Below are 24805 nucleotides of genomic sequence, written 5' to 3'. Positions count from 1 at the left end.
CTTGTGATTTTTTCTGGTCAACCTACCACATACGGATGATGGAACCAATGTTCCTCGAGGTTCTCACCCGGCCCGATGCGGTCGATAACGGCAAAGAGGCCGGGGGGCGCGAGCGGTGCAAGCACGCCGTGCCACGTGCCGCGCAGGTAGTTCACCGCCTGCCCCGGCGCGGTGCGGAAGGCTTGCGGGCGCCCGGGCCTTCCGCCCTCGTCGGGCGCGACAATGACGAGAAAGGGATCGGCCGTCATCGGCACGAAGGCCTGGCTGCCGAGCGGGTGACGCTCGACCATCTCGAGGGTGAGCGGCAGGGTGCGGGGCTCGGCGCGGAAGAGGCTGATGCCGGCGCGGCCCTCGGGGCCGAAGTCGAGCCGTGCGCGGTCGTGCCAGCGCCCGCAGAGCCCGCGGTTGATGATGCGGTCGGGGGCGCCCGTGGCCTCGATCACATCGCCGAATGGGGCGAAGGCCTCGGCCGTCAGCGGCTCGATGGCGATGCGGCGGCTCATCGCCCGAGCTTGTCGATCAGCCTGAGCTCGGCGATGCGCTCCACCTGCCGGCAGGCCTCGGCGAATTCGGTGTCCCGATCGTTCTCGAGTCTGCGTCGGAAGGCGGCGAGAATGCCGGCCTTGTCGTGGTCGCGCACCGCGATGATGAAGGGAAAGCCGAAGCGCGCGGTGTAGGCCTCGTTGAGGCGGGTGAACTCGGCCCGCTCCTCGTCCGTCAGCGCATCGAGCCCGGCCGAGGCCTGCTCGGCGCTCGACTCGGGCGTGAGGCGCCGGGCCTGGGCAAGTTTGCCGGCAAGGTCGGGGTGCGCGCGCAGAACGCCAAGCCGCTCCTCCTCGCTCGCCGCGCGAAAGGCGCGGGCCAGCGCATTGGCAAGGCCGAGGGGGCGGTCATGGGCGGGGCCGAGTTCGAGCTCGAAGGCGCGTTCGGCCACCCAGGGCGAATGCTCGCAGATGCCGCCGAAGGCCGCGACGAAGGCGGCGCGGCCCATCTGCGAGGGGCGCAGCCGCGCCTCGGGTGGATGCTCGCGCGCCCAGTGCTCGGCGATCTGAAGGCGCGTGGCGAACCAGACCCCCTCATGCGCCTGCATGTGCTGAAGCGCCCGCCTGAGCCCCCCAATCCGCCCCGGCCGCCCGGCAAGCCGGCAGTGCAGCCCGATCGAAAGCATCTTCGGCGCGCCGGCCTCGCCCTCGGCATAGAGGGTGTCGAAGCTGTCGATGAGGTAACGGGCGAACTGCTCGCCCTCGGTGAAACCCGCGCGGATGGAAAAGCGCATGTCGTTGACATCGAGCGTGTAGGGCACGATGAGCTGATCGCGCTCGCCAAAGCGCATCCAGTAGGGCAGATCGTCGGCGTAAGAGTCGGCGACATAGGCGAACTGCCCGGTCTCGGCCGCAAGCCTCACCGTGTTCATCGAGCATCGCCCGGTATACCAGCCACGCGGCGGCTCCCCCACCACCTCTGTGTGCAGCCTGATCGCCTCGGCCATCTGCGCGCGCTCCTCGGCCTCGGCCATGTCGCGGTGCTCGATCCACTTCAGCCCGTGGCTGGCGATCTCCCAGCCCGCCGCCTTCATCGCCGCCACCTGTTCGGGGCTGCGGGCAAGGGCGGTGGCCACGCCATAGACCGTCACCGGCATGTCGTGGAGAAGCCGGTAGAGCCGCCAGAAACCCGCCCGCGCGCCATATTCATAGATCGATTCCATGTTCCAGTGGCGCATCCCCGGCCAGGCCTCGGCCGTGGTGATCTCCGAGAGGAAGGCTTCCGAGGCGGCATCGCCATGGAGGATGTTGTTCTCGCCACCTTCCTCGTAATTCAGCACGATCTGCACCGCGATCCTCGCCCCGCCCGGCCAGCGCGGGTCGGGCGTGTCGGGGCCATATCCGATCATGTCGCGGGGGTAACGTGGGGGCACGGCTTTCCTCCTGGGCGCGCAAAAGAACTCCGTGGAGCGGCGGCGCGTCTCCTTCCGCCACGGCACTTACAACTAGAGGAAAACCTCATCGGCAATTATCAAATTCCGCCGAAAGCTGCCTCACGGCACCGCGACTGGCGCGGCCGACGGTCCGGCGCCTATTTGCGCATCACAAGGAGGAAGGGATGCCCGGATTTCTGACGACCCATGTTCTCGACACCGCCCGCGGGCGGCCGGCCGAGGGACTCGCGATCTCTCTGTGGCGCATCGAGGGCGACCGCCGCGAGAAGATCGCCGAGGCGGTCACCAACGCCGACGGCCGCACCGACTCGCCGATCCTGCCCGCAGAGCGTTTCGCGACCGGCACTTATGAGCTTGTCTTCGCCGTCGGCGACTACCTGCGCGCCACCGGGCAGGCGGGCGCGGAGCCCTTGTTTCTCGACGAGGTGCCGATCCGCTTCGGCATGGCGGAGGAGGGGCATTACCATGTACCGCTCCTGCTCTCGCCCTACGGCTACGCAACCTACCGCGGAAGCTGAGCGAATCTGCACAGACGCTGTTCGCGCGTGCGCCTTTGCGCGTTGATCGCCGGCGCTCATATTCCTGCCGCAGGCAATGGAGGGTGACATGGGCGAACGGCTTCCGACATGGTTCATCTCCCACGGCGGGGGGCCCTGGCCGTGGATCCCGGAAATGCGGGCAATGTTCGCCAATCTCGAGGCGGCGCTGAAGGGCATTGCCGCCGCTGTGGGCAAGCCGCGCGCGGTGCTCTGCATCTCGGGCCACTGGGAGAATGAAGCCTTTGCCGTGATGCACGCGGCGCGCCCGCCGATGGTCTACGACTACTACGGCTTTCCGCCCCACACCTACGAGATCGTCTATCCCGCCCCGGGCGCGCCGGAGCTTGCCGAGCGCACCGCCGCGCTCATCGAGGGGGCCGGCCTCAGCGCCCGGCTCGATGATGAACAGGGTTTCGACCACGGCACCTTCGTGCCGCTTGCGGTCATGTATCCCGAGGCCGATGTGCCCGTCTTTCAGGTCTCGATCCGGCGCGATTACGACCCCGCCGCCCATGTCGCGCTGGGGCGCGCGCTTGCGCCGCTGCGCGAGGAGGGGGTGCTCATCCTCGGCTCGGGGCTGAGCTACCACAACCTGCGCCTCATGGGGCCGGAGGCGCGCGCGCCCTCCTCGGCCTTCGATGCCTGGCTCACGCAGGCGCTTGCGCTGCCGCCGGCCGAGCGACTCGAGGCGGTGCTGAACTGGGAGAAGGCGCCCGCCGCGCGCATCGCCCACCCGCGCGAGGATCATCTCGTGCCGCTCTTCGTGGCCCTCGGCGCGGCGGAACACGAGCCGGCCATCCGCGACTATCACGAGGAAGGCCTCTTTGGCGGTGTTACCGCTTCGAATTTCCGCTTCGGCTGAGTCGCCCGTCAGGCCGGCTCGGCCTCGGCGGAGCGCACCGCCCTGCCCAGCCGCTCGGCCATGAAGTCCATGAACAGGCGTGTCTTCGGATCCTGCCGGCGGCGGTGGGTGAAGAGCATCGCCATCTGCACCGGCTCGGGCGGCGTCTCCTCGGCCACCGGCACGAGCCGGCCCGCGGCCAGATGCTCGGCCACCTCGAAAACCGGCTTCATCACGATCCCCCGCCCCATCAGTGCCCAGGCGGTCAGCACGTCGCCATCGTCGCACTCCGCCCGGCCCGAGACACGGAAGCGCTGCGGACCGTCCTCCGTCATCAGCGTCCACTGGAACTCGGTGGCGCCCGGATAGCGCAGGTTCAGGCACTCATGGCCCCCCTTCACCAGCTCCCAGCCCGACCGCGGATGGCCGCGCGCGGCGATGTATTCGGGTGCGGCGCAGAGGATGCGCCGGCAGTCGGCGATGTTGCGCATGCGCAGGTTCGAATCCTCGGGCTTTCCGAGAAAGAAGGCGAGATCGAGCCCCTCGGCGGCGAGATCCACCCGCCGGTCGGAAAGCCTCAGCCGCACCGTCACCTCCGGGTAGCGGTCGAGGAACTCGGGCACGAGCGGCGCGATCAGCCGCCGGCCGAGCCCCAGGGGTGCGGCCACATGCAACGGCCCGCGCGGGTTTTCGGTGATCTCCACCACCTGCGCCTCGGCCGCGGCCACCGCCTCGAGAATCTCGCGGGCGCCCCGGTAGAAGACCCGCCCCTGCTCGGTTGGCGCCAGCCTGCGGGTGGTGCGCTGGAACAGCCGCACGCCAAGATGCTCCTCGAGCTGGGCAATGCGCGCCGAGGTCACCGCCGGCGAGATGCGCAGATCGCGCCCGGCGGCCGACATCGAGCCCAGCTCATAGACGCGGACGAAGGTGCGCACATTGTCGAGGTAGGACATTCTTCGCGAAAACCTGAAACTCCTTGGAATTCGCAACCAATACCGAAAAGCGACGAGCGGCAATAGGCTGCCCTTGTCAAGATCGGTCAGAATGGTTCGGGGGCAGGCAGATGTGGGATCCGGCGATCGTCTGGTCGTGGCTCGAATTTGCGGTGCGCTGGCTGCATGTCGTGGCCGCCATCGCCTGGATCGGTTCGTCCTTCTATTTCATCGCCCTCGACCTGGGCCTCAACCGAAACATCCCCGGCCCCGCCGACGGCGAGGAGTGGCAGGTGCATGGCGGCGGCTTCTATCACATCCAGAAATATCTCGTGGCGCCCGAACGGCTGCCCGAGCATCTGACCTGGTTCAAATGGGAAAGCTACACCACCTGGCTTTCGGGCGCGGCGCTTCTGGCCGTGGTCTACTGGGCCGGGGCGGAGCTCTACCTGATCGACCCGGCCAAGGCCGATCTGGCGCTTTGGCAGGGGGTGGCCATCTCGGCGGCCTCGCTCGCCGTGGGCTGGATCGTCTATGACGCGCTCTGCCGCTCGCGGCTGGGGGAGCGGCCCACGGCAATGATGCTGGCGCTGTTTGCGCTCATCCTCGCCATGAGCTGGGGATACAACCAGCTCTTCACCGGCCGCGCGGCGCTCCTGCACCTCGGCGCCTTCACGGCCACCATCATGACGGCGAATGTCTTCTTCATCATCATTCCCAACCAGAAGGTCGTGGTGGCCGACCTGAAGGCCGGGCGCACGCCTGACCCAAGGCTCGGGCGTGTCGCGAAGCTCCGCTCGACGCACAACAACTATCTCACCCTGCCGGTGATCTTCCTGATGCTGTCCAATCACTACCCGCTGGCCTTCGCCACGCGCTGGAACTGGCTCATCGCGGCGCTCGTGTTCCTGATGGGAGTGAGCATCCGGCATTTCTTCAACACCCGCCATGCCCGCGCCGGCAACCCGTGGTGGACCTGGGGCGCAACGGCGGTGATCTTTGCGGTGATCGTATGGCTTTCGGTTCTCGGGGCGCGAGACGCCGACGCGACGCAGGAGGCACGCGCTCTCACCCCCTTCGAGACCCGGTTTGCCTCGGCCGAAGGCTTCGACGATGCCGCAGATGTGGTGCTCACGCGCTGCTCGATGTGCCATGCGCGCGAGCCGCTGTGGGAGGGCATGGCCGCGCCTCCGAAGGGCGTGGTTCTGGAAACCGACGCCGACATCGCCCGCCACGCGCGCGAGATCTACCTTCAGGCCGGGCTGACGGCGGCCATGCCGCCGGCCAATGTCACCGCCATGGAGCCGCAGGAACGCCAAGCGATCATCGCCTGGTATCGCGCCGCGCGCTGATCAGCGCTCCTGTCGCTGGGCGTGGCGGATCAGCGCGGCGAGGCGGAAGACGGGGTGCACCATCTTCGACCAGGGTGCGGTGAGGAAGAAGGCCAGGACCGTGCCGAGGTGGAGCGCCAGAAGCGGTGCCTGCAGCATGCTGCCGCTGGCGGCATAGAGCGCAAGGCCGGTCAGCGCCGTGAGGCCGGTGAGCGCCGTGAAGGCCACATCGCCCGAGGCGGTGCGCGCATCGGAAAGACCTGCCTCGGCGCGGCTGCGCAGCCACAGGAGCGCCCCCGCCCCGAACGTCATGGCGATGCCGCCCGGAAGGCCGAGGAGTTTCGGCAGGCTCAGAAGCGGATACGGCGCAGGGGCGTTGAAGCCGTAATGCAGCACCGTGCCCGCGGCCGTGGCGCCGAAGCAGGCAAGAAAGCCCCAGGCCACCGCCTGATGCGCCCAGCGGCGGGCGTTGGAGTAGCGGTCGCCCTTCTCGAAGTTGCAGCCCTGCCCCTGCCCGCCGGAGAGGTTCTTCAGGCGCGCCGCGCTCGCCAGCGCCTGCGCCACGTGGCGGGGGTGCAGCGGCGCGCCGCCGATCTCGCGCCAGTAGCTGCGCGCGGTCATGGCAAGGCACAGCAGCGGAAACAGGAAGGCGGGGGTGAAGATTGCCACCATCGCCGCGTGCGACAGATGCGCATAGAAGCCCTCGCCCGCCCCGCCCAGCGCCGACAGCGCCCAGAAGAGCGCGCCCACGCCAAGGACGAGCGCCGCGGCCAGCGCGAGCCCGTGCCGCTGAAAGGCGCGGGCGAGCGGCGCGGGCCATGCGTGACGCTCCCAGCTTACGGTGCGCGCGGTGGCCAGAAGCCCCGGCAGGCTCACGGCAAACTCATGCGGGGGCGCGTATTGGCAGGCGTAGTGGCAGCCCCGGCAGTTGTGGCACAAACTCGCCAGCTCCGAGAGATCGGCCTCGGCGAAGGCGCGGCGGGCGAACATCTCGGGGAAGACGTCGCAATACCCCTCGCAGTAGCGGCAGGCGTTGCAGATGGTGAACTGGCGCTCGGCCTCGGCCAGAAGCGCCGGGCGGTCGTAGGACATGTCAAAGGACATGGGCGGCGGCCTCCCTTCCGGCGATGCGTCCGAAGACGGTGCCGATGGTCATTCCGAATCCGGCCAGATAGCCCTGGCCCAGGATCGAGCCGGCGATGATCTCCCCCGCCGCCCAGACATTCTCGAACGCCGCGCCCTCGCGCTGGACGCGCGCGGTGTCGTCCACCTTCAGGCCGAGGTAGGTGAAGGTCACGCCGGGCCGCAGCGGATAGCCAAGGAAGGGCGGCTCGACGATCGGCCGCGCCCAGTTCGTCTTCGGCGGGTCGAGGCCCTGCGTTGAGAGGCCGTCAAGCTCGGTGGGGTGAAAGCGGCCGGGCCGGCAGGCCGCGTTGAAGCGGGCGACCGTCTCGGCCGTCACCGCTGGCGGCAGGCCGAGCTTTTCGGCCAGCGCCTCGATGGTGGGTGCCTCCACGGGTGGAAAGACGGAAGGCATGAAGAGCTCGCGCGAGCGCGCCTCGATGATCGCATAGGCCACCTGCCCCGGCTGCGCGGCAACGAGCCGGCCCCAGATGGCGTAGCGCTTGGGCCAGACATCCTCGCCCTCGTCGAAAAAGCGCCTGCCCTCGCGGTTGACCACCACCGAGAAGGGCACGCAGTCGAGCCGGGTGGCAATCCCGCCGTCGAATTTCGGCGCGCGCCCGTCGATCGCCACGGCATGGCACTGGGTCGGATCGCCCACGCTCTGCGCCCCGGCATCGAGCATCAGCCGCAGCACCCGGCCGCGATTGTAGGGCGTGCCGCGGATGAGAAAGTTCTCCGCCGCCGGCCCCCATGCCTCCTTCAGCCACTCGAGATTGGCCTCGAAGCCGCCCGCGGCCAGCACCAGCGCCTTGCAGGGGACAGACACGGGCTCGCGCCCCTTCACGCTCACCTCCACCGCCCCCGCGCGCCCGCCGGAAATCTCGAGCCCCGTCACCTCGGCCTCGTAGAGGATCTGCACGCCCAGATCTTCGGCGGTGTTGGCATAGGCGTTGACCAGCGCCTTGCCGCCCCCGAGGAAGAAGGCGTTGGTGCGCGAGAGCGACAGCGTGCCCGAAAGCGAGGGCTGGAAATAGAGCCCCTGCGCGGCCATCCAGGGCATGCACGCCTCGGATTCGCGGATGACGAGCCGGGCAAGGTGCTCGTCGGTGCGCCCGCCCGTCACCTTCAGAAGGTCGTCGTAATACTCCGCCTCCTCATAGGCCCCGGTCAGGGGCGGCATCGGCCCGCGATGCATGCAGCGGAAGTTGCGGGTATGGCGCGAATTGCCCCCGCGCATGTGCCGCGGCGCCACCTCAAGCACCAGAACCCGCGCCCCCGCGCGCGCCGCCTCGATGGCCGCGCACAGCCCGGCATTGCCGGCGCCGGCCACGACCACATCCCAGGGCCTGTCGGCGATGATGTCGGCGCCAGCGGTCACTGCCCCTCTCCACCGCCGCTGCGCAGCTGGCGCAGACGCGCCCGGTGCGCGGCCTCGATGTGGGCGCGCATGGCCGCCTCGGCCGCCGCCTCGTCGCGCGCCTGAAGCGCCGCCAGCACCTCGGCGTGCTCGGCCGCGGCCGCCTCCACGCGCCCCTCCTCTTCCATCGTCGAGGGGCCGAGGATGAGGAAGGTCTTGCGAACCGCCTCCATGGCCCGGGTGAGAAAGCGATTGCGCGCGGCATGCATCAGCGCGGCGTGGAACTGGCGGTTGATCTCGGCCGCCTCGACCGGCGTAGCCGCCGTGGCAAAGGCCTCGTTGAGCGCGGAAAGCTCGGCAAGCTCCACAGGCGCGGCGGCGCGGGCGGCGAAACGCGCGGCGGTGGCCTCGAGCACGGCGCGCATCTCGTAAAGCTCGCTCACCTCCGCGGGCTCGAGCCGCCGCAGCGTCGCGCCCGCGCGGGGGACATGCGCGACGAGCCCGTCCGCCTCGAGCTGACGGATCGCCTCGCGCACCGGTGTGCGGCTCAGCCCGTAGCGGCGGGCAAGCTCCGTCTCGGTCAGCCGGTCGCCCGGAAGGATGCGCCCCTCGCGGATGTCGGCGAGGATCCGGGCGTAGGCATCATGCCCCTGCGTCTTCTCGGTGGGCGAGTCGGTCATGAGCGATTGCATACACCTGCATGCAAATGGATGCAACTATGCGTCACCAGGGGCGGCGGGGAGATGCATGCGAACGACAAAACCCGCCACCGGGCTCGGCACCTCAAGCCGCCCGCCATGCGCCCGCGCCACGGCCTCGGCGATGGACAGGCCAAGGCCCGCGCCTTTTCCGGGCGCGGCCTGCCCGAAACGGGCGAGGATGCGCGGCACCAGCTCCGGCGCCACGCTGCGCCCGTCATCTGCAACCTCGACGGTGATCTCCCCGCCGCGCCGCGCCACTGACAGGCGCACGTGGCGCATCTCCGGTCCGCCATGGATGAAAGCGTTGTCGATGAGATTGACGAACGCCTCACGCAGCATCACCTCGTCGCCGCCCACAACCGCCGGCGCGGACGGCGCGGCAAACGCCACCTCGACCCCCGCTGCCGCGTCACGCTGGCGCGCCTCCTCGGCCAGAGCCGCGATGAGAGCGACAAGATCGACCGGCCGCCTCTCGCCCCCGGCACCGAGACGCGCGCGCTCCAGCGTCAGCAGCCGCTCGGCAAGCGCGCCGGTCTCTGCCGCGGCGCGCGCCATCTCGGCGGCACGCGCCTGCGCGGTGGGCAGATCGCGCGCGGTCTGGATCGCCTCGGCCAGCGCCCTCAGCCCGGCCACCGGGTTGCGCAGCTGGTGGGCGGCATCCGAGACGAAGGCCGCCTGCGCCTCCAGCGCCTCGCGCAGACGCTCGAAGAGCGTGTTGAGCCGCTCCACGATGCCGCGCGCCTCGACGGGCACGGGCCGCCGGATCGGGCTCAGATCCTGCGGCGAGCGGCGCGAGATGGCATCCTCGAGGTCGGTGAGCGGCTTCAGCCCCAGCCTAACCCCGAACCACACGAGACCCGCGACCGCCACGATCAGCGTGGCGATCACCGCAAAGGCGCGCATGGCGAGAGCGAGCGCAAAGGCATTGCGGCCGGCGAGATCCTGCCAGACGGTGACGGTATAGGTGCCGGTGACCCCACCGATCGAGGCCTGGTTGCGAAGCCTGAGCACGCGCACCGGAGCACCCCGGTAGATCGCATCGTAATAGGCAAATGCCCGGTCTGGCGGCAGTCGGCGGCTCAGCGGAACGGGTGGCTGGGCGTAACCCGTCACAAGCACCCCGTCCGGGCCGTAGACGTGGTAGCGGATGAGCCCGCCCGCCGCCTCGGAGAGGAGCCGCTCGGTCTCGCGGCTGATGGTGTCGCCGTCCGAAAGCGCCACGTCGCGGGCCACGGCCACGGCCGTGAACATCAGATTGCGGTCGAGAAGCTCGTTGGCCATCCGGCGCGCCTCCGCCACTCTCCAGACGCCAATGGCAAGGCCAAGCGCGATGAGCGGCGCGAGGATGATGACGAGCAGCCGTAGCCTCAGCGAGCTTCTCATGCCGTGCGGCTCTCGGCTTCTCTGAGCTCGTAGCCAAGGCCGCGGTGGGCGCGGATCACGAGCCCTGCCGGAGCGATCTTTCGGCGCAGACGCGAGACATGCACCTCGATGGCGCTTTCCTCGACGTCGGCCCCGGTTCCGTAGAGCTGCTCGAGAAGCCGCTCGCGGGCAATGATCCGCCCCGGCTCGGCGACGAGCGCCTCGAGAAGCGCCGTCTCCCTGCGTGTCAGGTCAAGCCGGTCGGCGCCGATTCGCGCCTCTCGGGCGGCCAGGTCGAACAAGAGCCCGCCCAGCGCCACCTCCTCGCGAATGGGCCTTTCCGCGCGGCGCAGAAGTGCGCGCACCCGCGCCTCCAGCTCGTCCATCTCGAAGGGCTTGACGAGATAGTCGTCGGCGCCCGCGTCAAGCCCTGCAACCCGGTCCGGCGTCTCGCCGCGTGCCGTGAGCAGAAGCACCGGCCGCCCGTCGCCGCGGGCACGCAATCCGCGCAGGAGCGTGACACCGTCCACCCCCGGCAGGTTGATGTCGAGAATGATGAGATCATTGCCATCATCTCGCAGAAACGCCTCCGCCTCCGCGCCGTCATGGATGATGTCGGTGGCATGGCCGCGATCCTGCAGCCGCCAGGCGATGCCGCGGGCGACGCTCTCGTTGTCCTCGATGATGGCGATACGCAAACTATCCCCCCTTTCAAATTGCCGGCCGACAGCCTCACGCAAGCTTGGCAACGTAGAGGGAGGGTATCAAGCGGCGGGGTGGAGGAGCCTCGGCGCTGAAGTTGCAGGGGATTGGCCCCTGCGCAGATGGGAGGACCAGAGATGTCACTCAAGAAGCTCGCGACCGTCACCGCGGTCGCGCTCACCTCGGCAGTCGCGATGGCGGGCACGGCCACGGCCGAACTCGACCTTTCGGGAAAGACGGTTGAATTCGTCATTCCGTTCTCCGAGTCCGGCGGCTCGGCGAAATGGGCCAACTTCTACGCGCCGCTCCTTTCAGAGGCGCTGCCCGGCCAGCCCACGGTGGTGGTGAAATACATGCCCGGCGCGGGCTCGACCAAGGGCGCCAACTGGTTTCAGGAGCAGACCTACGAAGACACCCAGGGCGCGCTGATCTTCGGCTCCTCGGGGTCGACGCAGTTTCCCTATCTGCTGGGCGATCCGCGGGTAAGGTACGAATACAAGGACTGGCATGTGGTGCTCGCCTCGGGCACCGGCGGCGTGGCCTACCTGCCGCCGGACCTTGCCGCCAAGCTTGACGGACTCGATGCCTCCGGCCTTCAGGACACCGACTTCATCTGGGGCAGCCAGGGAGCGACGCGCCTTGATCTCGTGCCGCTTCTGGCCTGGAAGATGCTCGGGCTCAACGTCGAGCCGGTGTTCGGCATCAAGGGCCGCGGCGACGGGCGGCTGATGTTCGAGCGCGGCGAGGCCAACGTCGACTACCAGACAACCTCCGCCTATCTCGCCAACGTCGTGCCGCTCGTCGAAAACGGCCAGGCGGTGCCGTGGATGACCTGGGGCGCGCTCGACGATAACGGCAACATCGTCCGCGACCCGACCTTCCCGGACATCCCCACCTTCAAGGAGGTCTGCGAGGCGACCCCTGCCTGCTCGACCGAAGGCGACGCCTGGGAGGCGTGGAAGGCCTTCTTCATCGCCGGCTTCCCAGCCCAGAAGATGGTGTTCCTGCCCAGGGGCGCGACGCAGGAGGCAATCGACACCTACACCAACGCCTTCAACAAGATCATCTCGCGCCCCGACTTCGCCGAGATGTCGGAACCGCAGCTCGGGAAATATCCCCAGATGACCGGCGCCGCGGCGCGCAAGGCGCTTGAACTGGCCACCTCCGTGCCGCCCTCGGCCAAGGCCTTCGTCATCAACTGGCTGAAGGAAGACTACGGCGTGACGCTCGAGTGATCGCCGCCGCCCCCGCGGGGATGCCCGCGGGGGCCTGTTCCTGGAGAGCGAAATCATGGACCTTCTGGCAACCGCGCTTCCGGCGCTGGAGCAGGCCTTTGCGCTGATCCTGCAGCCCCAGCAGATCATGTTCCTCGTGCTTGGCGTGCTGCTGGGCCTTTCGGTGGGTGTCTTCCCCGGCCTCGGCGGGATCGCGGGGCTGAGCCTCGTGCTGCCCTTCATGTTCGGGCTCGATCCCGTCTCGGGCATGGCGCTGATGGTCGGGCTCGTGGCGGTGGTACCGACCTCGGACACCTTCGCCAGCGTGCTGATGGGCATTCCCGGCTCCTCGGCAAGCCAGGCGACCGTGCTCGACGGCTTCCCGATGGCGCGGAAGGGCCATGCCGCGCGTGCGCTGTCGGCGGCATTCATATCCTCGCTCTTCGGGGGGCTCTTCGGAGCCACGGTGCTGACCTTCTTCATTCTCGTCGCCCGGCCGCTGGTTCTGGCGTTCGGAACGCCGGAGATGCTCGCCATTACCGTGCTCGGCCTGTCCATGGTGGCGATCCTTGCGGGCCGCGTGGCGCTCAAGGGGCTGGCGGCGGCCTGCCTCGGGCTGCTCGTCGGCACCATCGGCGAGGCCGGCGCCGGCGGCAGCCTGCGCATGGCCACCTACGACATCCCCTATCTCACCGATGGGCTGAAGCTCGTGATCGTCGGGCTTGGAATCTTCGCCGTGCCCGAAATCGTGAGCCTCCTACGCCAGGACAAGGCGATTGCGCGCGAGGCGCAGCTCGGCGCGGGGTGGCTGCAGGGCATCCGCGACTGGTGGGCCAACAAGTGGCTGTCGATGCGCTGCGCCGTGATCGGGGTGATCGTGGGCGTCATCCCCGGCCTGGGCGGCTCGGTGGTGGACTGGATCGCCTATGGCCACACCGTGCAGACGAGCCGCAACAAGGAGCGCTTCGGCTCGGGCGACGTGCGCGGCGTGATCGGGCCGGAAAGCTCCAACAACGCCAAGGAGGGCGGCGGGCTGGTGCCAACGCTCATCTTCGGCATCCCCGGCTCGGGCTCGATGGCGGTGTTTCTGGGTGGGCTCGGGCTCATGGGCTTCGACGCGGGGCCGCAGCTCATCCAGAACAACCTCGACATCACCTACACGGTGGTCTGGTCGCTGGCGCTGGCCAATGTCGTGGGCGCGGGCCTGTGCATCGCGCTCGCCACGCCCATCGCGCGGCTCACCACCATTCGCTTCGCGCTTCTCGCGCCCTTCCTTTTCATGCTGATCGCCTTTGCCGCCTTCCAGTCGCAGCAATCGCTGGGCGATCTGGTGGCGCTCTTCGCCATCGGGCTTGTCGGCATCTTCCTGCGCCGTTTCGACTGGTCGCGCCCGGCCTTCCTGATCGGCTTCGTGCTGTCGGACCAAGCCGAGAACTACGCAAACAACCTCTGGCAGATCGCGAACTTCAAGTTCCGAAAGGGGCTGGAGACGGGGCTTGAATACGTCGCTTCGCCGATCGTGCTGGTGATCCTCGCACTCACCGTGGTCTCGGTCATCCTCGGCATCCGGCAGGCGCGGATGATCCAGTCCGAGGGAAGCGTGCCTTCCGGCGGGCGCCGCGCTCCGATGATCTTTGCCGGGCTTGCGCTTGCCTACATGCTCGTGGCCTGGATCGACGCGGCCTCGATCGATCTTGTCTCGGACAAGATCTTCCCGCTCACGGTGGCCACGGTGGGCATTCTCGCCACCGCCGCCCTTCTCCTGCGCATGTGGCTTGCCCCCGAGGGTGACGTGATCTTCGCCGACCGCGAGGCCGGCGGCGAGGATGCCGAGGCCCCGCACGGGCTGTGGAGCACGCTTGCCTGGTTCGGCTTTCTCCTCGCCCTCACTGCGCTTGTCGGCTTCATCCTGGCGCTTGCGGTGTTTCTGGTGAGCTTCATGCGCTACCGGGCGGGGCTCTCCTGGGCGAAGAGCGTGGCTTATGCCGCGGCCGGGATCGTCTTCATGTGCTTCCTCGCCTGGGTTCTCAACCGCGACTTCCCGCCCGGTCTCCTGCAGGAGTTCGTGCGCCTGCCCTGGCCCTTGAGGTAACCGACATGTCCCAACACTCCATCCCCTTTCTGTTCATGCGCGGCGGCACGTCCCGTGGCCCCTACTTCCGCCGCGCCGACCTGCCCGAGGACGAGGGCGCGCTTGCCGAGGTGCTGATGGCCGTGGTCGGCGCGGGCCATCCGCTCAACATCGACGGGCTGGGCGGCGGCAACGCCGTGACAACCAAGGTGGCGATGCTCTCGCCCTCGGACGATCCCGCGGCCGATGTCGACTACTTCTTCGCGCAGGTTGCGGTCGAGGAGCGGCTGGTGGATTTCAAGCCCACCTGCGGCAACATCCTCGTGGGCGTCGGGCCGGCGGCGATCGAGATGGGGCTCGTGAAGGCGCGTGACGGCGTGACGCCGGTGCGCATCCGTGCCGTGAACACCGGCGCGCTGGTCGAGGCGCAGGTGCAGACCCCCGGCGGCGCGGTGGAATACGCGGGCGATTTCGCCATCGACGGCGTGCCCGGCACCGCCGCACCCGTGGCGCTCGACTTTCTCGATGTGGTCGGCTCGCGCACCGGCGCCATGCTGCCCACCGGCCAGCCACGGGAGGAAATCGACGGGGTGGAGGTGAGCCTCGTCGATGTGGCGATGCCGATGATGATCGCCCGCGCCACCGATTTCGGCCTCACCGGCCACGAGAGCCGCGAAGCGCTGGAGGAGAACCGCGCGCTCTTCGAGCGGATGGAGCGGCTGAGGCTCGAGGCAGGCCGGCGCATGGGGCTTGGCGACGTGGCGCAGAGCGTGGTGCCGAAGATCGGCCTGATCGCCCCGCCAGCGGGCGAGGGTCACTTCGCCGCGCGCTACTTCATGCCGTGGAGCACGCACCCGACGCTTGCGGTCACGGGCGCGCAGTGCCTTGCCGCCTGCGCGCTCCGCCCCGGCACGGTGGCCGAGGGGCTGGTGCGCGAGGCAGGCCCCTCGCCCGCGCGCGTGCTCATCGAACATCCCATGGGCGTGATGGAAGTAAGGGTGCGCTACGAGAACGGCCCCGATGGCTTCCGCTTCCTCTCCGCGGGCCTCACCCGCACCGCCCGGCTCATCGCCCGCGGCGAGGCGATGGTTCCGGCCCAGCTCTGGCAGGGGAGCGCGCAACGATGAAGGTCTACGACCAGCTTGCCTGGGTGGTGGCCGCCGAGAAGCCGGGCGCCTGTTTTGCGCTGCTTGGCGATGCCAACATGGCCTTCGCCCAGCGTCTGGGCGAGGCGGGCGTGCGCATGGTTTACGTCCGCCATGAGCACTGCGCCGCCGCGGCCGCGATGGCCCATGCGCGCAAGACGGGTGAGCCGGGGCTTGTCACCGTCACCTGCGGCCCGGGTCTCACCCAGCTGATGACGGCGCTTCCCGCGGCGGTGCGCGCGCGCCTGCCGATGGTGGTTGTGGCCGGGGAGGCGCCGCTCAAGTCTGCCTGGTACAATCAGGCCATCGATCAGGCGCCCTTCGTCACCGCAACCGGCGCCGCCTATGTGCCGCTGCACACGCCCGCGCGCATCCCGCAAGGCGTTCGCGACGCCTTCCTGCAGGCACGCCGCGAGCGCCGGCCGGTGGTGGTCGGCATTCCCTTCGACTTGCAGGAGGCCGCGTGGGAAGGCGATGCGCGCCTGCCCGAGCCGTCGCACGCCATTCTCCCGCGCCCCGCGCCGATGCCCCCGAACCCCGACGATGTGGCCCGCGCCGCGGCGGCGGTGGCAGAGGCACGCCGGGTGGTGGTCATGGCCGGGCTCGGGGCGGTGGAGGCGGGCGCCGCGGAGGCCTGCAAGGCACTCGCCGAGGCCACGGGCGGGCTTCTGGCCGAGACGCTGCCCGCGCGCGGCATCTTCCATGACGACCCCTTCAACCTCGGTGTTGCGGGCGGGTTTTCCTCCGACATCGCGCGCGAATGTTTCGCCGAGGCCGATCTCGTCATCGCCGTCGGCTGCTCGCTCGCCTGGCACAATGCCGCGGGCGGAAAGCTCTGGCCGAAGGCGCGCGTGCTGCAGATCGACACCGATCCTGTCGCCGTCTCGCAGGGGCGGCGCGCGGCTCAGATGCACCTGCGCGCCGACGCCCGCCTCGGGGCGGAGGCGCTTGCCGCCGCCCTGCCCCCACGCGCGGGCACGCCATGGCGAAGCGCGGCGCTCGCCCGGCGCATCGCCACCGAGCCCCTCGACGGCGCCCGCTTCGAGATCGAACCCGGCACCATCGACCCGCGCGAGGCGGTCGCCGCGCTCGATGCCGCCATTCCGCGCGGCTGGCAGCTGGTGAATTCCTCGGGCCACTGCTCCTACTGGACGGCGCAGATGCGCGGGCGGCCCAATGCGGAGTTCCTGACCATCCGCGAGTTCGGCGCCATCGGCAACGGCATCTCCTTTGCCATCGGCGTGGCCGTGGCCCGGCCCGGCGCGCCGGTGGTGCTGTTCGACGGCGACGGCTCTCTCTTGATGCATGTGCAGGAGCTCGAGACCATCCTGCGCCACGATCTGCCGGTGATGATCGTGGTGTTCAATGACGGCGGCTACGGCTCGGAGTTTCACAAGCTGCGCGCTCACGGGCTTGGCGAGGCGGGGGCGCATTTCGGCCGCACCGATCTGGCCTCCATTGCCCGCGGCTTCGGGGCGGAGGGCGCGCGGATCGAAAACGCGGCCGACATCGCCGCCCATGTGGCGCGCTTTGCCGAAAACCCGCGCCCCACGGTGCTTGACCTCGCCATCTCCGAGCGGGTCATGTCGCCGGTGATCCGCCGCGCCCATGGCACGGCGGCGAAGAGCGCCTGAGGAGAAAGGCATGAAGGTTCACATCCTCGACGACTGGTTCGACACGCTGCGGCATCTGCCCTCCTTCGAAAAGCTCGCGGGCCATGATGTCACCGTCTGGACCGACCATGTCGAAGACGTGGACAAGCTCGCCGAAAGGCTCGCGGATGCCGAAGCGCTCGTCCTCTTCCGCGAGCGCACGCCCATCACCGAAGAGCTCGTCTCGCGCCTGCCCAAGCTCAGGCTCATCTCGATGCGCGGCGCCTACCCGCATGTCGATGTCGAGGCCTGCACCCGCCATGGCATCGCCTTTGCCTCCGACACCAGCGCAGGGCGCCCCTCGGTGGCGGCCGCCGAGCTGAGCTTCGCCCTGATCCTTGCAGCCGCGCGCGGCCTGCCCGAGCAGATGGCCAGCTGCAAGGCCGGTCGCTGGCAGGCAGGCGTGGGCCAGTCGCTTGAGGGGCGCACACTGGGCATCTGGGGCTTCGGGCGGCTCGGGCGGCGCGTGGCGCAATACGGCCGCGCCTTCGACATGCGCGTGCAGATCTGGGGCAGCGAGGAGGGCCGCGCGCGCGCGCGGTCCGAGGGGTTCGAGGCCGCGCCGAGCCGCGAAGCCCTGTTCGAGACAAGCGACTTTCTCTCGCTGCACCTGCGGCTCGTGCCCTCAACCCGCGGAGTGGTGACGGCCGACGACCTTCTGCGCATGAAACCCTCTGCTACCCTCGTGAACACCTCGCGCGCGGGGCTCGTCGCTCCCGGCGCGCTTCTGGCCGCGCTCGAGGCCGGCCGGCCGGGACGGATCGCGCTCGATGTGTTCGATGTCGAGCCGCTCACCGACCCCGGCGACCCGGTGCTCTCTCACCCCCGCGTGATCGCAACGCCCCACATCGGCTTTGTCACCGAGGACGAGCTCGACCGCCAGTTTTCCGACGTCTATGACCAGATCAACGCCTTTGCCGAGGGCCGCCCCCTCAACGTGATCAACCCCGAGGCATTGCGCGCGCGCGACTAGCGGCCACCATCTGCCCACCGGTCGGCCCTGGCGCCGATCGCCCCTGGCGATGGAGGCGGCACGCCCCGTCAGGTGGAGGCGCCATTCACCACGATCAGCGTCTTGATCGAGGCCGGGTTCTCGCACAGATCCCGGAACGCTTCACCGACATCGCCGAGCCGCCGCATCTCGGTGATGATCCGTTCGGCGGCGATCCCTTCACGCAAGAGCTCGATCGCCCGTTCGAAATCCTCCGCTTCGTAGGCCCGTGAACCGATGATCTCGAGTTCGCGCATGATGACGCGGTGCAGATCGAGTCTGGGGCTGTCGAGATGCATTCCGACGATGCAGATGCGCCCGTTCACCGCGGCTGCCTCCGTCATGGCATCAAGACCCGCCTGGTTGCCCGATGCCTCGAAGACCACATCAGCCCCCTTGCCATGCGTCGCGCCGGCGACCTCGGCGGCAAGGTTTGCCCGGCGCGGGTTGATAACGCGAAAGCCGAGTTCCTCGGCAAGTTGCGCACGATGCGGATTGACCTCGGAAACAGTCACCGCTCCGCCCGCCTTGCGCGCAACCAGAGCGACAAGGAGGCCGATGGGCCCGCCGCCGATAACCAGCACGTCCTCGCCCGGCGCCACGCGCGCGCGGCGCACGTCGCGGACGGCAACCGCCAGCGGCTCCACGAGAGCCGCATGCGCCAGGGCGAGGCCGTCGGGCAATCTGTGCACCGCCCGCGCCGGCACATTCCACAGCTGCTGCATGGAGCCCTCGAGATCGACGCCGAAGACCTTGAGGCTGTGGCAAAGCCGATTCTTTCCCGTGCGGCAGGGGTGACATTGCCCGCACGGCGCGAGCGGACGCACGACCACCGGCGCGCCGACCGCCATGCCCTCGACGCGCTCCCCGAGTGCCGCGATGCGACCGGACATCTCATGGCCGATGATCCGCCGCTTGCCGACCCGCTCGTCCATCCGCCCCCTGTAGATGAGCAGGTCTGTGCCGCAGATGCCGCAGAATCCGACGCTGATCTGAACCTCGTCTGGCCCTGGCGGCTGAACGGTCACCGCCTCGATCCGAAGGCTCCGGTTGCCGCAGTAATAGACGGCCTCACCACGCATTTTCTGCCTCCCGCCTGCTCAGGTGCCGCTGTCATGCGCGGCTTCAAGCTTCTCCCAATTGAACTCGACGCCCGTGCCGGGCGTGTCGGGGGCCACGGCGCGGCCATTCTCCATCACCAGGGGGCGGGTGGTGTATTCGTCAATCGGAAATGAATGCACTTCAATCCATCCTTGCGGGTCGAGCGCGGACACGAGGCTGACGTGCAACTCCTGCATCCCGTGGCTGGAGACCTGCAGCCCCGCGGCCTGGCCTGCGCGCGCTGCGGCAAGCCAGCCCGTGATTCCACCGCAGTTGGAGGCATCGGGCTGCAGATAGCTGAGGCGCGCCCAGCGCAGCGCATGTTCGAATTCGTGGATGGTGTGCAGGTTCTCGCCCATCGCCAGCGGCAGACCACCTTCCTCGGCGATGCGGGCGTAACCCAGCCAGTCATCGGGGATCGTCGGCTCCTCGAACCAGGTGATGTCATGCGGAGCAAAGGCGCGCGCCGCGGCAATCGCCTGTTCGACATCGAAGGCGTAATTGGCGTCGACCATGAAGGCCACATCCGGCCCGATCATGTCACGCACCGCCGCAACGCGCTCGAGGTCCTCGGCGAGGGTGGGCCGGCCGACCTTTATCTTCACCCCGCGAAACCCGGCCGCAAGATAGCCGCGCACCGAATCGAGAAGCCTGGGCAGGGGAAAGTTCAGGTCGATCCCCCCACGATAGGCGCGGCAGCCGCGTCCGGCCCCGCCGGCCATGCGCCACAGCGGCTCGCCGCGCGCCTTGCCGCGAATGTCCCACAGCGCAATGTCGATGGCCGAGATGGCAAAGGAGGCGATGCCGCCGCGCCCCACGTAATGCAGGTACCGGGCCATTGCCTCGTTCAGCTCCTCGACGGGCTCGGCATCCCGTCCGAGAAGGAAAGGCGCAAGATCGTGCTCCAGCATGGCGGCAATGGCATGACCGCCAATGCCGCCCGTATAGCTGTAACCGGTGCCGGCCACACCGTCGCTCGTGGTCACGGTGGCGGTTATCAGTTCAAAGTGGGTGTGCGCTCCATGGCTTGCATCCACGAGAACTTCGGCCAGCGGAAGGGCAAATCGCCTGACTTCGATCTTCTCGATGGAAGCGCCCACGAACCGGAAATCCTTTGATCTGACCAAAACTTGTGCAAGAGTTGCATGGAATCCGCTTCTGTCAAGAAAATCCGAAACAGTGGCCCGACAAGGAACCGACAGGCGGCGCGCGCTCGCAACCCAAGGGCGCAGAAAGGATCAGGGGCGCATGCGGCGCGCGACCGACCATGTGATCGCAGGCCTCGAGGCGCGTATTTCCTCGGGCGAACTCGCCCATGGCGAGCGGCTGCCTTCCGAGCGCGCGCTCATGGCCGAATTCGGAGCCTCGCGCAGCGTGATAAGGGAAGCGATCGCCGCGCTGTCAAACCGCGGGCTGGTGCTGTGCCGCCCGCGCCATCGTCCCGTGGTGCGGCGGCCGGGCTACGAGGCCGTGTTGGAGGTGACCGGCCCGGCGGTGCGCCAGCTTCTCGGCACGCCCGAAGGTGTCGAGAGCCTGTTCCGTACCCGGATCTTTGTCGAGCGCGCGCTGGCACGGGAGGCTGCGGCGAACGCCCGGCGCGAGGACATTGCCGCACTCAGGCAGGCGCTGGAGGCCAATCGTGCCGCGGTGGAGGACACGCCGCAATTCTACGTCACCGACCGCGCCTTTCACAGAGTGCTTTACGAGATTCCGCGCAACCCGGTGTTTCCCGCCGTGCACGAGGGCTTTTTCAACTGGTTGCGGCCGCACTGGGTGAAGATGAACCAGACCGTTGCGATCAACCGCGTCAACCTTGCCGCGCACGAGGCAATCTACGAGGCGATCCTGGCGCGTGATCCGGATGCCGCCGAAGCCGCCATGAACCGGCATCTCGAAGCCGCCTGGGGCTTCGTGCGCGAGACCTTCGCAGAAGCCGGCTAGCCTCGCCGCGCGGCTTCGGCCGCTTCGCGTATGGCGCGGATGTTGGCGCCGTAGATTTCGGGTCTGTCCACCGAGCCCCCCTTGAAGACCGCGGAGCCGGCCACCAGCACATCGGCGCCCGCCGCCACCACCTTGGGGGCGGTCACGGGGGTGATGCCTCCATCAACCTCGATGTGCACGGGCCGATCGCCCACCAGCTGGCGCACGCGCGCAACCTTTTCCACCTGGCTCTCGATGAAGCTCTGCCCGCCGAAGCCGGGGTTCACGCTCATCACCAGCACCAGATCGACGATGTCGATGACGTTCTCGATCGCTTCCACCGGCGTGCCGGGGTTGAGGCTCACGCCCGCCTTGCAGCCCGCCGCGCGGATGGCCTGCAAGGTGCGATGGATGTGCGGGCCCGCCTCGACATGGGCGGTGATGATGTCGGCCCCTGCCCTGGCGAAGGCCTCGATATAGGGGTCCACGGGCGCGATCATCAGGTGCACGTCCATCACCGTCTTCACATGCGGGCGGAAGGCGGCAACGGCTGGCGGGCCGAAAGTGAGGTTGGGCACGAAATGCCCGTCCATCACATCGACGTGCACCCAGTCCGCCCCCTGGGCCTCGATGGCGCGGATCTCAGCGCCGAAATTGGCGAAATCGGCGGAAAGGATCGATGGGGCGATCTTGATCGAACGGTCGAAGGTCATGGAAGGCCTTTCGCTGATGGGTTGGCGGGCAGGGCCCGCGCAGTGCCGCCCGCTGCGGGAATTGGCGACCCCGGAAGGACTCGAACCCTCAGCCTGCTGATTAGAAGTCAGCTGCTCTATCCAGTTGAGCTACGGGGCCGCATGGGCGACTGTATGGCGCGAGCAGCCGCCAGGAGGCAAGAAAAAGCTGCCCGACCGCACCTCAGTGTGTCCAGGGATTGCGCCGTTCGGTGGCGAAGTTTTCCCCATAGCCGCGCGGGCGGATATTGGGGCGTCGCTCGTGCGGCTCGAACACCAGCGCATCGATGCCGTGCTCCCCGGCGTATTCCAGCGCCGCTTCCTTCGTCGGAAAGCGCAGCCGCACCTGGGTGCGCGTGTCACCCGAACTCGTCCAGCCCATCAGCGGGTCGAGCCGGCGCGCCTCGGACGGCGAAAACTCGAGAATCCACTCGCGGGTCCTGGCCGTGCCCGACGAGGTGGCCGATCTTGCGGGTTTGTAGATGCGTGCCTGAGCCTTGCGCATTCTGAGCCTCCAGATGCCAGCCAGCCTTATGCGCCGAGTATCAACCGGACGCAAGCGTCGCGCAGGCCGCTCCGTTCAGGAACAGGAAGAGCAGGCTGCCGGCCGGGTCCATGGGAGCGAGTGTGGGGTGGGTGATCGTCGCCCGGCCGGCAGCTTCTTCTGCTTGTTGTGCGGGCAGGCTATCAACCTGCGCGCATTAATCAAGTGATTTTCCATTTCCGGTTGCGCAACCGCTCCCGGCCGGACGCTGGGCGCGCCATGGCGACATCTCGCCGAACGGGCCGGCGTGGCGGAGCCCGAGGGCGCCGAGAAAGCGCGGGCGGAACAGGGTTGAACCGGGGCGCTTCCGCCCCATCATGGGGCGTGAGAGGATCCATGCCATGCACAACAACCGCCCTGACCACATGCCGATGCTCCAGCGCGCGCCCCAGCGGCGCGAGAAGCTCGAGGGCGGTCGGCGCTTTGTCATGCACAGCGAGTTCAAGCCGGCGGGGGACCAGCCCACGGCCATCGCCGAGCTCGCCGAAGGGATCGAGAGGGGTGAACGCAATCAGGTGCTGCTGGGCGCCACCGGCACCGGCAAGACCTTCACCATGGCAAAGGTGATCGAGGAGACGCAGCGGCCGGCCATCATCCTTGCGCCCAACAAGACGCTGGCCGCCCAGCTCTACGGCGAGTTCAAGAGCTTCTTTCCCGAAAACGCCGTCGAATATTTCGTCTCCTACTACGACTACTACCAGCCCGAGGCCTATGTGCCGCGCACCGACACCTATATCGAGAAGGAGTCCCAGATAAACGAGCAGATCGACCGGATGCGCCACTCGGCCACGCGGGCGCTTCTGGAGCGGGACGACGTCATCATCGTCGCCTCGGTTTCCTGCATCTACGGCATCGGGTCGGTGGAGACCTATTCGGCGATGACCGTCGATCTGCATGTGGGCAGGAGCTATGACCAGCGGCAGGTGATCGCCGATCTCGTCGCCCAGCAGTACCGCCGCAACGATCAGGCCTTCCAGCGCGGCAGCTTCCGGGTGCGGGGCGATGTGCTCGAGATCTGGCCCGCGCACCTCGAGGACCGCGCCTGGCGGCTCTCCTTCTTCGGCGAGGAGCTCGAGGCGATCACCGAGTTCGACCCGCTCACGGGAGCAAAGACCGACAGCTTCGAACGCATCCGTGTCTACGCCAACTCGCACTACGTGACCCCGCGCCCGACCCTGAAACAGGCGATCAAGGGCATCCGCGCGGAGCTTGCCCAGCGGCTCGACCAGCTCATCTCGGAAGGCAAGCTTCTGGAGGCGCAGCGGCTCGAGCAGCGCACCAATTTCGACCTCGAGATGCTCGAGGCCACCGGCTCCTGCAACGGCATCGAGAACTATTCACGCTATCTCACCGGCCGCGCGCCCGGCGAACCGCCGCCCACGCTCTTCGAATACGTGCCCGACAACGCCATCGTCTTCGCCGACGAGAGCCACGTGACCATCCCCCAGATCGGGGGCATGTATCGCGGCGACTACCGGCGCAAGTTCACGCTGGCCGAGCACGGCTTCCGCCTGCCCTCCTGCATGGACAACCGACCGCTCAAGTTCGAGGAATGGGACGCGATGCGCCCGCAATCGGTGTTCGTCTCGGCCACGCCGGGGCCGTGGGAGCTGGAGCAGACCGGCGGGGTGTTCGTCGAGCAGGTGATCCGGCCCACCGGCCTTCTCGACCCGCAGGTGGAGATCCGCCCTGTCGAGACACAGGTGGATGACCTTCTCGACGAGGTGCGCAAGGTCGCGGCGAAGGGCTATCGCACGCTGGTGACGACGCTCACCAAGCGCATGGCCGAGGATCTGACCGAATACCTGCACGAGCAGGGCATCCGCGTGCGCTACATGCACTCCGACATCGACACCATCGAGCGCATCGAGATCCTGCGCGACCTGCGCCTTGGCGCCTTTGACGTGCTTGTCGGCATCAACCTCCTGCGCGAGGGGCTCGACATTCCCGAATGCGGGCTCGTCGCCATTCTCGACGCCGACAAGGAAGGCTTCCTGCGCTCCGAGACATCGCTGATCCAGACCATCGGGCGGGCGGCGCGCAACGCCGAGGGGCGCGTCATCATGTATGCCGACCGGGTGACCGGCTCGATGGAGCGCGCGATTGCCGAGACCGAGCGGCGGCGGGCCAAGCAGATGGCCTACAACGAGGCCCACGGCATCACGCCCGAGACGGTGCGGAAGAATGTCGAGGATGTGCTGGCCGGCCTCTGGGAAGGCGACACCGACATGGCGCGCGTGACCGCAACGGTCGAAAAGGTGAAGCCGGGCGCCAACCTCGAGGCTGTGCTCGAGGGGCTCAGGGCGGACATGCGCAAGGCGGCCGAAAACCTCGAGTTCGAGGAGGCCGCGCGACTGCGCGACGAGATCCGCCGGCTCGAGGCGGTGGATCTGGCGCTCCACGACGACCCGCTGGCGCGCCAGTCCGTGGTGGAGGAGGCGGTGGAGGCCGCCGTCGGCCCCAAGGCGCGCTCCACCGCGGGCCGGCCGGGGCAGCGGGGCGGGAATGTGAAGCGGCGCCGGCGGAAATGAGAACCGCTTTCTGAGAGCGCCTTTCCGATCCCCGCTTACGAACAAGGGCAGCGCCCGGCCCGACGGGGCGGGAAGCGAA

General features: G+C 68.5%; 22 protein-coding genes and 1 tRNA gene. 10 read left to right on the top strand and 13 right to left on the bottom strand.

The window, feature by feature from the left end:
- Positions 1-17 precede the first annotated feature (17 nt).
- The gene (locus BLQ14_RS06960; RefSeq protein ID WP_092499584.1) at positions 18-503 is read right to left on the bottom strand and encodes an ureidoglycolate lyase; all 486 of its coding nucleotides are present in this window, start codon (positions 501-503) and stop codon (positions 18-20) included.
- Entirely contained in the window at positions 500-1891 is a 1392-nt protein-coding gene (gene puuE / locus BLQ14_RS06955) for an allantoinase PuuE (protein WP_092499582.1), read from the bottom strand. The genes BLQ14_RS06960 and puuE overlap by 4 nt, the downstream gene beginning before the upstream one ends.
- 209 nt (positions 1892-2100) lie before the next feature.
- On the opposite strand from puuE, the gene uraH reads away from it, so the two are divergent.
- Entirely contained in the window at positions 2101-2454 is a 354-nt protein-coding gene (uraH, locus tag BLQ14_RS06950; protein ID WP_092499580.1) for a hydroxyisourate hydrolase, read from the top strand.
- A gap of 88 nt (positions 2455-2542) precedes the next feature.
- Positions 2543-3337 carry a DODA-type extradiol aromatic ring-opening family dioxygenase gene (locus BLQ14_RS06945; protein ID WP_211295337.1) on the top strand — a complete coding sequence of 265 codons (795 nt, stop codon included), beginning with the start codon at positions 2543-2545 and terminating at the stop codon, positions 3335-3337.
- Positions 3338-3345: 8 nt separating this feature from the next.
- Here BLQ14_RS06945 and BLQ14_RS06940 read toward each other — a convergent pair whose 3' ends face one another.
- Positions 3346-4269: a LysR family transcriptional regulator gene (locus BLQ14_RS06940; protein WP_092499576.1), complete on the bottom strand. Its 924-nt coding sequence runs from the start codon at positions 4267-4269 to the stop codon at positions 3346-3348.
- A 110-nt stretch (positions 4270-4379) separates the two neighbouring features.
- Between BLQ14_RS06940 and BLQ14_RS06935 the strand changes: the two genes are divergently transcribed.
- Positions 4380-5600, top strand: a complete 1221-nt coding sequence (locus BLQ14_RS06935; protein WP_092499574.1) for a urate hydroxylase PuuD — start codon at positions 4380-4382, stop codon at positions 5598-5600.
- Here the strand turns inward: BLQ14_RS06935 and tcuB are convergent, their stop codons facing one another.
- From tcuB to BLQ14_RS06910, 5 genes are read right to left on the bottom strand one after another with little or no spacing between them, the layout of a single operon-like run.
- Positions 5601-6683 carry a tricarballylate utilization 4Fe-4S protein TcuB gene (tcuB, locus tag BLQ14_RS06930; protein ID WP_245656999.1) on the bottom strand — a complete coding sequence of 361 codons (1083 nt, stop codon included), beginning with the start codon at positions 6681-6683 and terminating at the stop codon, positions 5601-5603.
- Positions 6673-8082 (bottom strand): FAD-dependent tricarballylate dehydrogenase TcuA, encoded by a 1410-nt coding sequence (gene tcuA, locus BLQ14_RS06925; protein ID WP_143004467.1) that lies wholly within the window; start codon positions 8080-8082, stop codon positions 6673-6675. The genes tcuB and tcuA overlap by 11 nt, the downstream gene beginning before the upstream one ends.
- Positions 8079-8741 (bottom strand): GntR family transcriptional regulator, encoded by a 663-nt coding sequence (locus tag BLQ14_RS06920; RefSeq protein WP_092499570.1) that lies wholly within the window; start codon positions 8739-8741, stop codon positions 8079-8081. Before BLQ14_RS06920 ends, tcuA begins: the two co-directional genes overlap by 4 nt.
- A gap of 36 nt (positions 8742-8777) precedes the next feature.
- Positions 8778-10145: a sensor histidine kinase gene (locus tag BLQ14_RS06915; protein WP_092499568.1), complete on the bottom strand. Its 1368-nt coding sequence runs from the start codon at positions 10143-10145 to the stop codon at positions 8778-8780.
- Positions 10142-10822, bottom strand: a complete 681-nt coding sequence (locus tag BLQ14_RS06910) for a response regulator transcription factor (protein ID WP_092499566.1) — start codon at positions 10820-10822, stop codon at positions 10142-10144. Before BLQ14_RS06910 ends, BLQ14_RS06915 begins: the two co-directional genes overlap by 4 nt.
- 141 nt (positions 10823-10963) lie before the next feature.
- Here BLQ14_RS06910 and BLQ14_RS06905 point away from each other — a divergent pair, with 141 nt between their 5' ends.
- From BLQ14_RS06905 to BLQ14_RS06885, 5 genes are read left to right on the top strand one after another with little or no spacing between them, the layout of a single operon-like run.
- Complete coding sequence (locus BLQ14_RS06905; RefSeq protein WP_092499564.1) at positions 10964-12061, top strand: tricarboxylate transporter; 1098 nt, start codon at positions 10964-10966, stop codon at positions 12059-12061.
- A 55-nt stretch (positions 12062-12116) separates the two neighbouring features.
- On the top strand, positions 12117-14132 hold the full coding sequence (locus BLQ14_RS06900) for a tripartite tricarboxylate transporter permease (RefSeq protein ID WP_092499562.1): 2016 nt from the start codon (positions 12117-12119) through the stop codon (positions 14130-14132).
- 5 nt (positions 14133-14137) lie between these two features.
- Entirely contained in the window at positions 14138-15238 is a 1101-nt protein-coding gene (locus BLQ14_RS06895) for a 4-oxalomesaconate tautomerase (RefSeq protein ID WP_092499560.1), read from the top strand.
- On the top strand, positions 15235-16890 hold the full coding sequence (locus BLQ14_RS06890; RefSeq protein ID WP_092499558.1) for a thiamine pyrophosphate-binding protein: 1656 nt from the start codon (positions 15235-15237) through the stop codon (positions 16888-16890). Before BLQ14_RS06895 ends, BLQ14_RS06890 begins: the two co-directional genes overlap by 4 nt.
- Positions 16891-16900: 10 nt before the next feature.
- Positions 16901-17881 (top strand): D-2-hydroxyacid dehydrogenase family protein, encoded by a 981-nt coding sequence (locus BLQ14_RS06885; protein ID WP_092499556.1) that lies wholly within the window; start codon positions 16901-16903, stop codon positions 17879-17881.
- Positions 17882-17949: 68 nt separating this feature from the next.
- On the opposite strand, the gene BLQ14_RS06880 is transcribed toward BLQ14_RS06885, so the two are convergent.
- Positions 17950-18981, bottom strand: coding sequence for a zinc-dependent alcohol dehydrogenase (locus BLQ14_RS06880; protein WP_092499554.1), 1032 nt, complete (start codon positions 18979-18981; stop codon positions 17950-17952).
- Between the two features lie 18 nt (positions 18982-18999).
- Positions 19000-20100: a mandelate racemase/muconate lactonizing enzyme family protein gene (locus tag BLQ14_RS06875; protein ID WP_092500204.1), complete on the bottom strand. Its 1101-nt coding sequence runs from the start codon at positions 20098-20100 to the stop codon at positions 19000-19002.
- A 148-nt stretch (positions 20101-20248) separates the two neighbouring features.
- Between BLQ14_RS06875 and BLQ14_RS06870 the strand changes: the two genes are divergently transcribed.
- Positions 20249-20941, top strand: a complete 693-nt coding sequence (locus BLQ14_RS06870) for an FCD domain-containing protein (RefSeq protein ID WP_092499552.1) — start codon at positions 20249-20251, stop codon at positions 20939-20941.
- Here the strand turns inward: BLQ14_RS06870 and rpe are convergent.
- The 3 genes from rpe to BLQ14_RS06855 all read right to left on the bottom strand — a co-directional run bounded on the left by rpe (position 20938) and on the right by BLQ14_RS06855 (position 22156).
- Positions 20938-21633 carry a ribulose-phosphate 3-epimerase gene (gene rpe / locus BLQ14_RS06865; RefSeq protein ID WP_092499550.1) on the bottom strand — a complete coding sequence of 232 codons (696 nt, stop codon included), beginning with the start codon at positions 21631-21633 and terminating at the stop codon, positions 20938-20940. The genes BLQ14_RS06870 and rpe overlap by 4 nt on opposite strands.
- A 62-nt stretch (positions 21634-21695) precedes the next feature.
- Positions 21696-21772, bottom strand: a tRNA-Arg gene (locus tag BLQ14_RS06860).
- A 63-nt stretch (positions 21773-21835) separates the two neighbouring features.
- Positions 21836-22156 carry an ETC complex I subunit gene (locus BLQ14_RS06855; protein ID WP_092499548.1) on the bottom strand — a complete coding sequence of 107 codons (321 nt, stop codon included), beginning with the start codon at positions 22154-22156 and terminating at the stop codon, positions 21836-21838.
- 380 nt (positions 22157-22536) lie between these two features.
- Between BLQ14_RS06855 and uvrB the strand changes: the two genes are divergently transcribed.
- Positions 22537-24726, top strand: a complete 2190-nt coding sequence (uvrB, locus tag BLQ14_RS06850; protein WP_170068366.1) for an excinuclease ABC subunit UvrB — start codon at positions 22537-22539, stop codon at positions 24724-24726.
- The last annotated feature ends 79 nt before the right edge of the window (positions 24727-24805 follow it).

The organism is Meinhardsimonia xiamenensis, assembly GCF_900102905.1.
GTDB lineage: Bacteria > Pseudomonadota > Alphaproteobacteria > Rhodobacterales > Rhodobacteraceae > Meinhardsimonia > Meinhardsimonia xiamenensis.
Note: the sequence above shows the minus strand (reverse complement) of the source record. Positions and strands in the feature narration are given on the sequence as shown.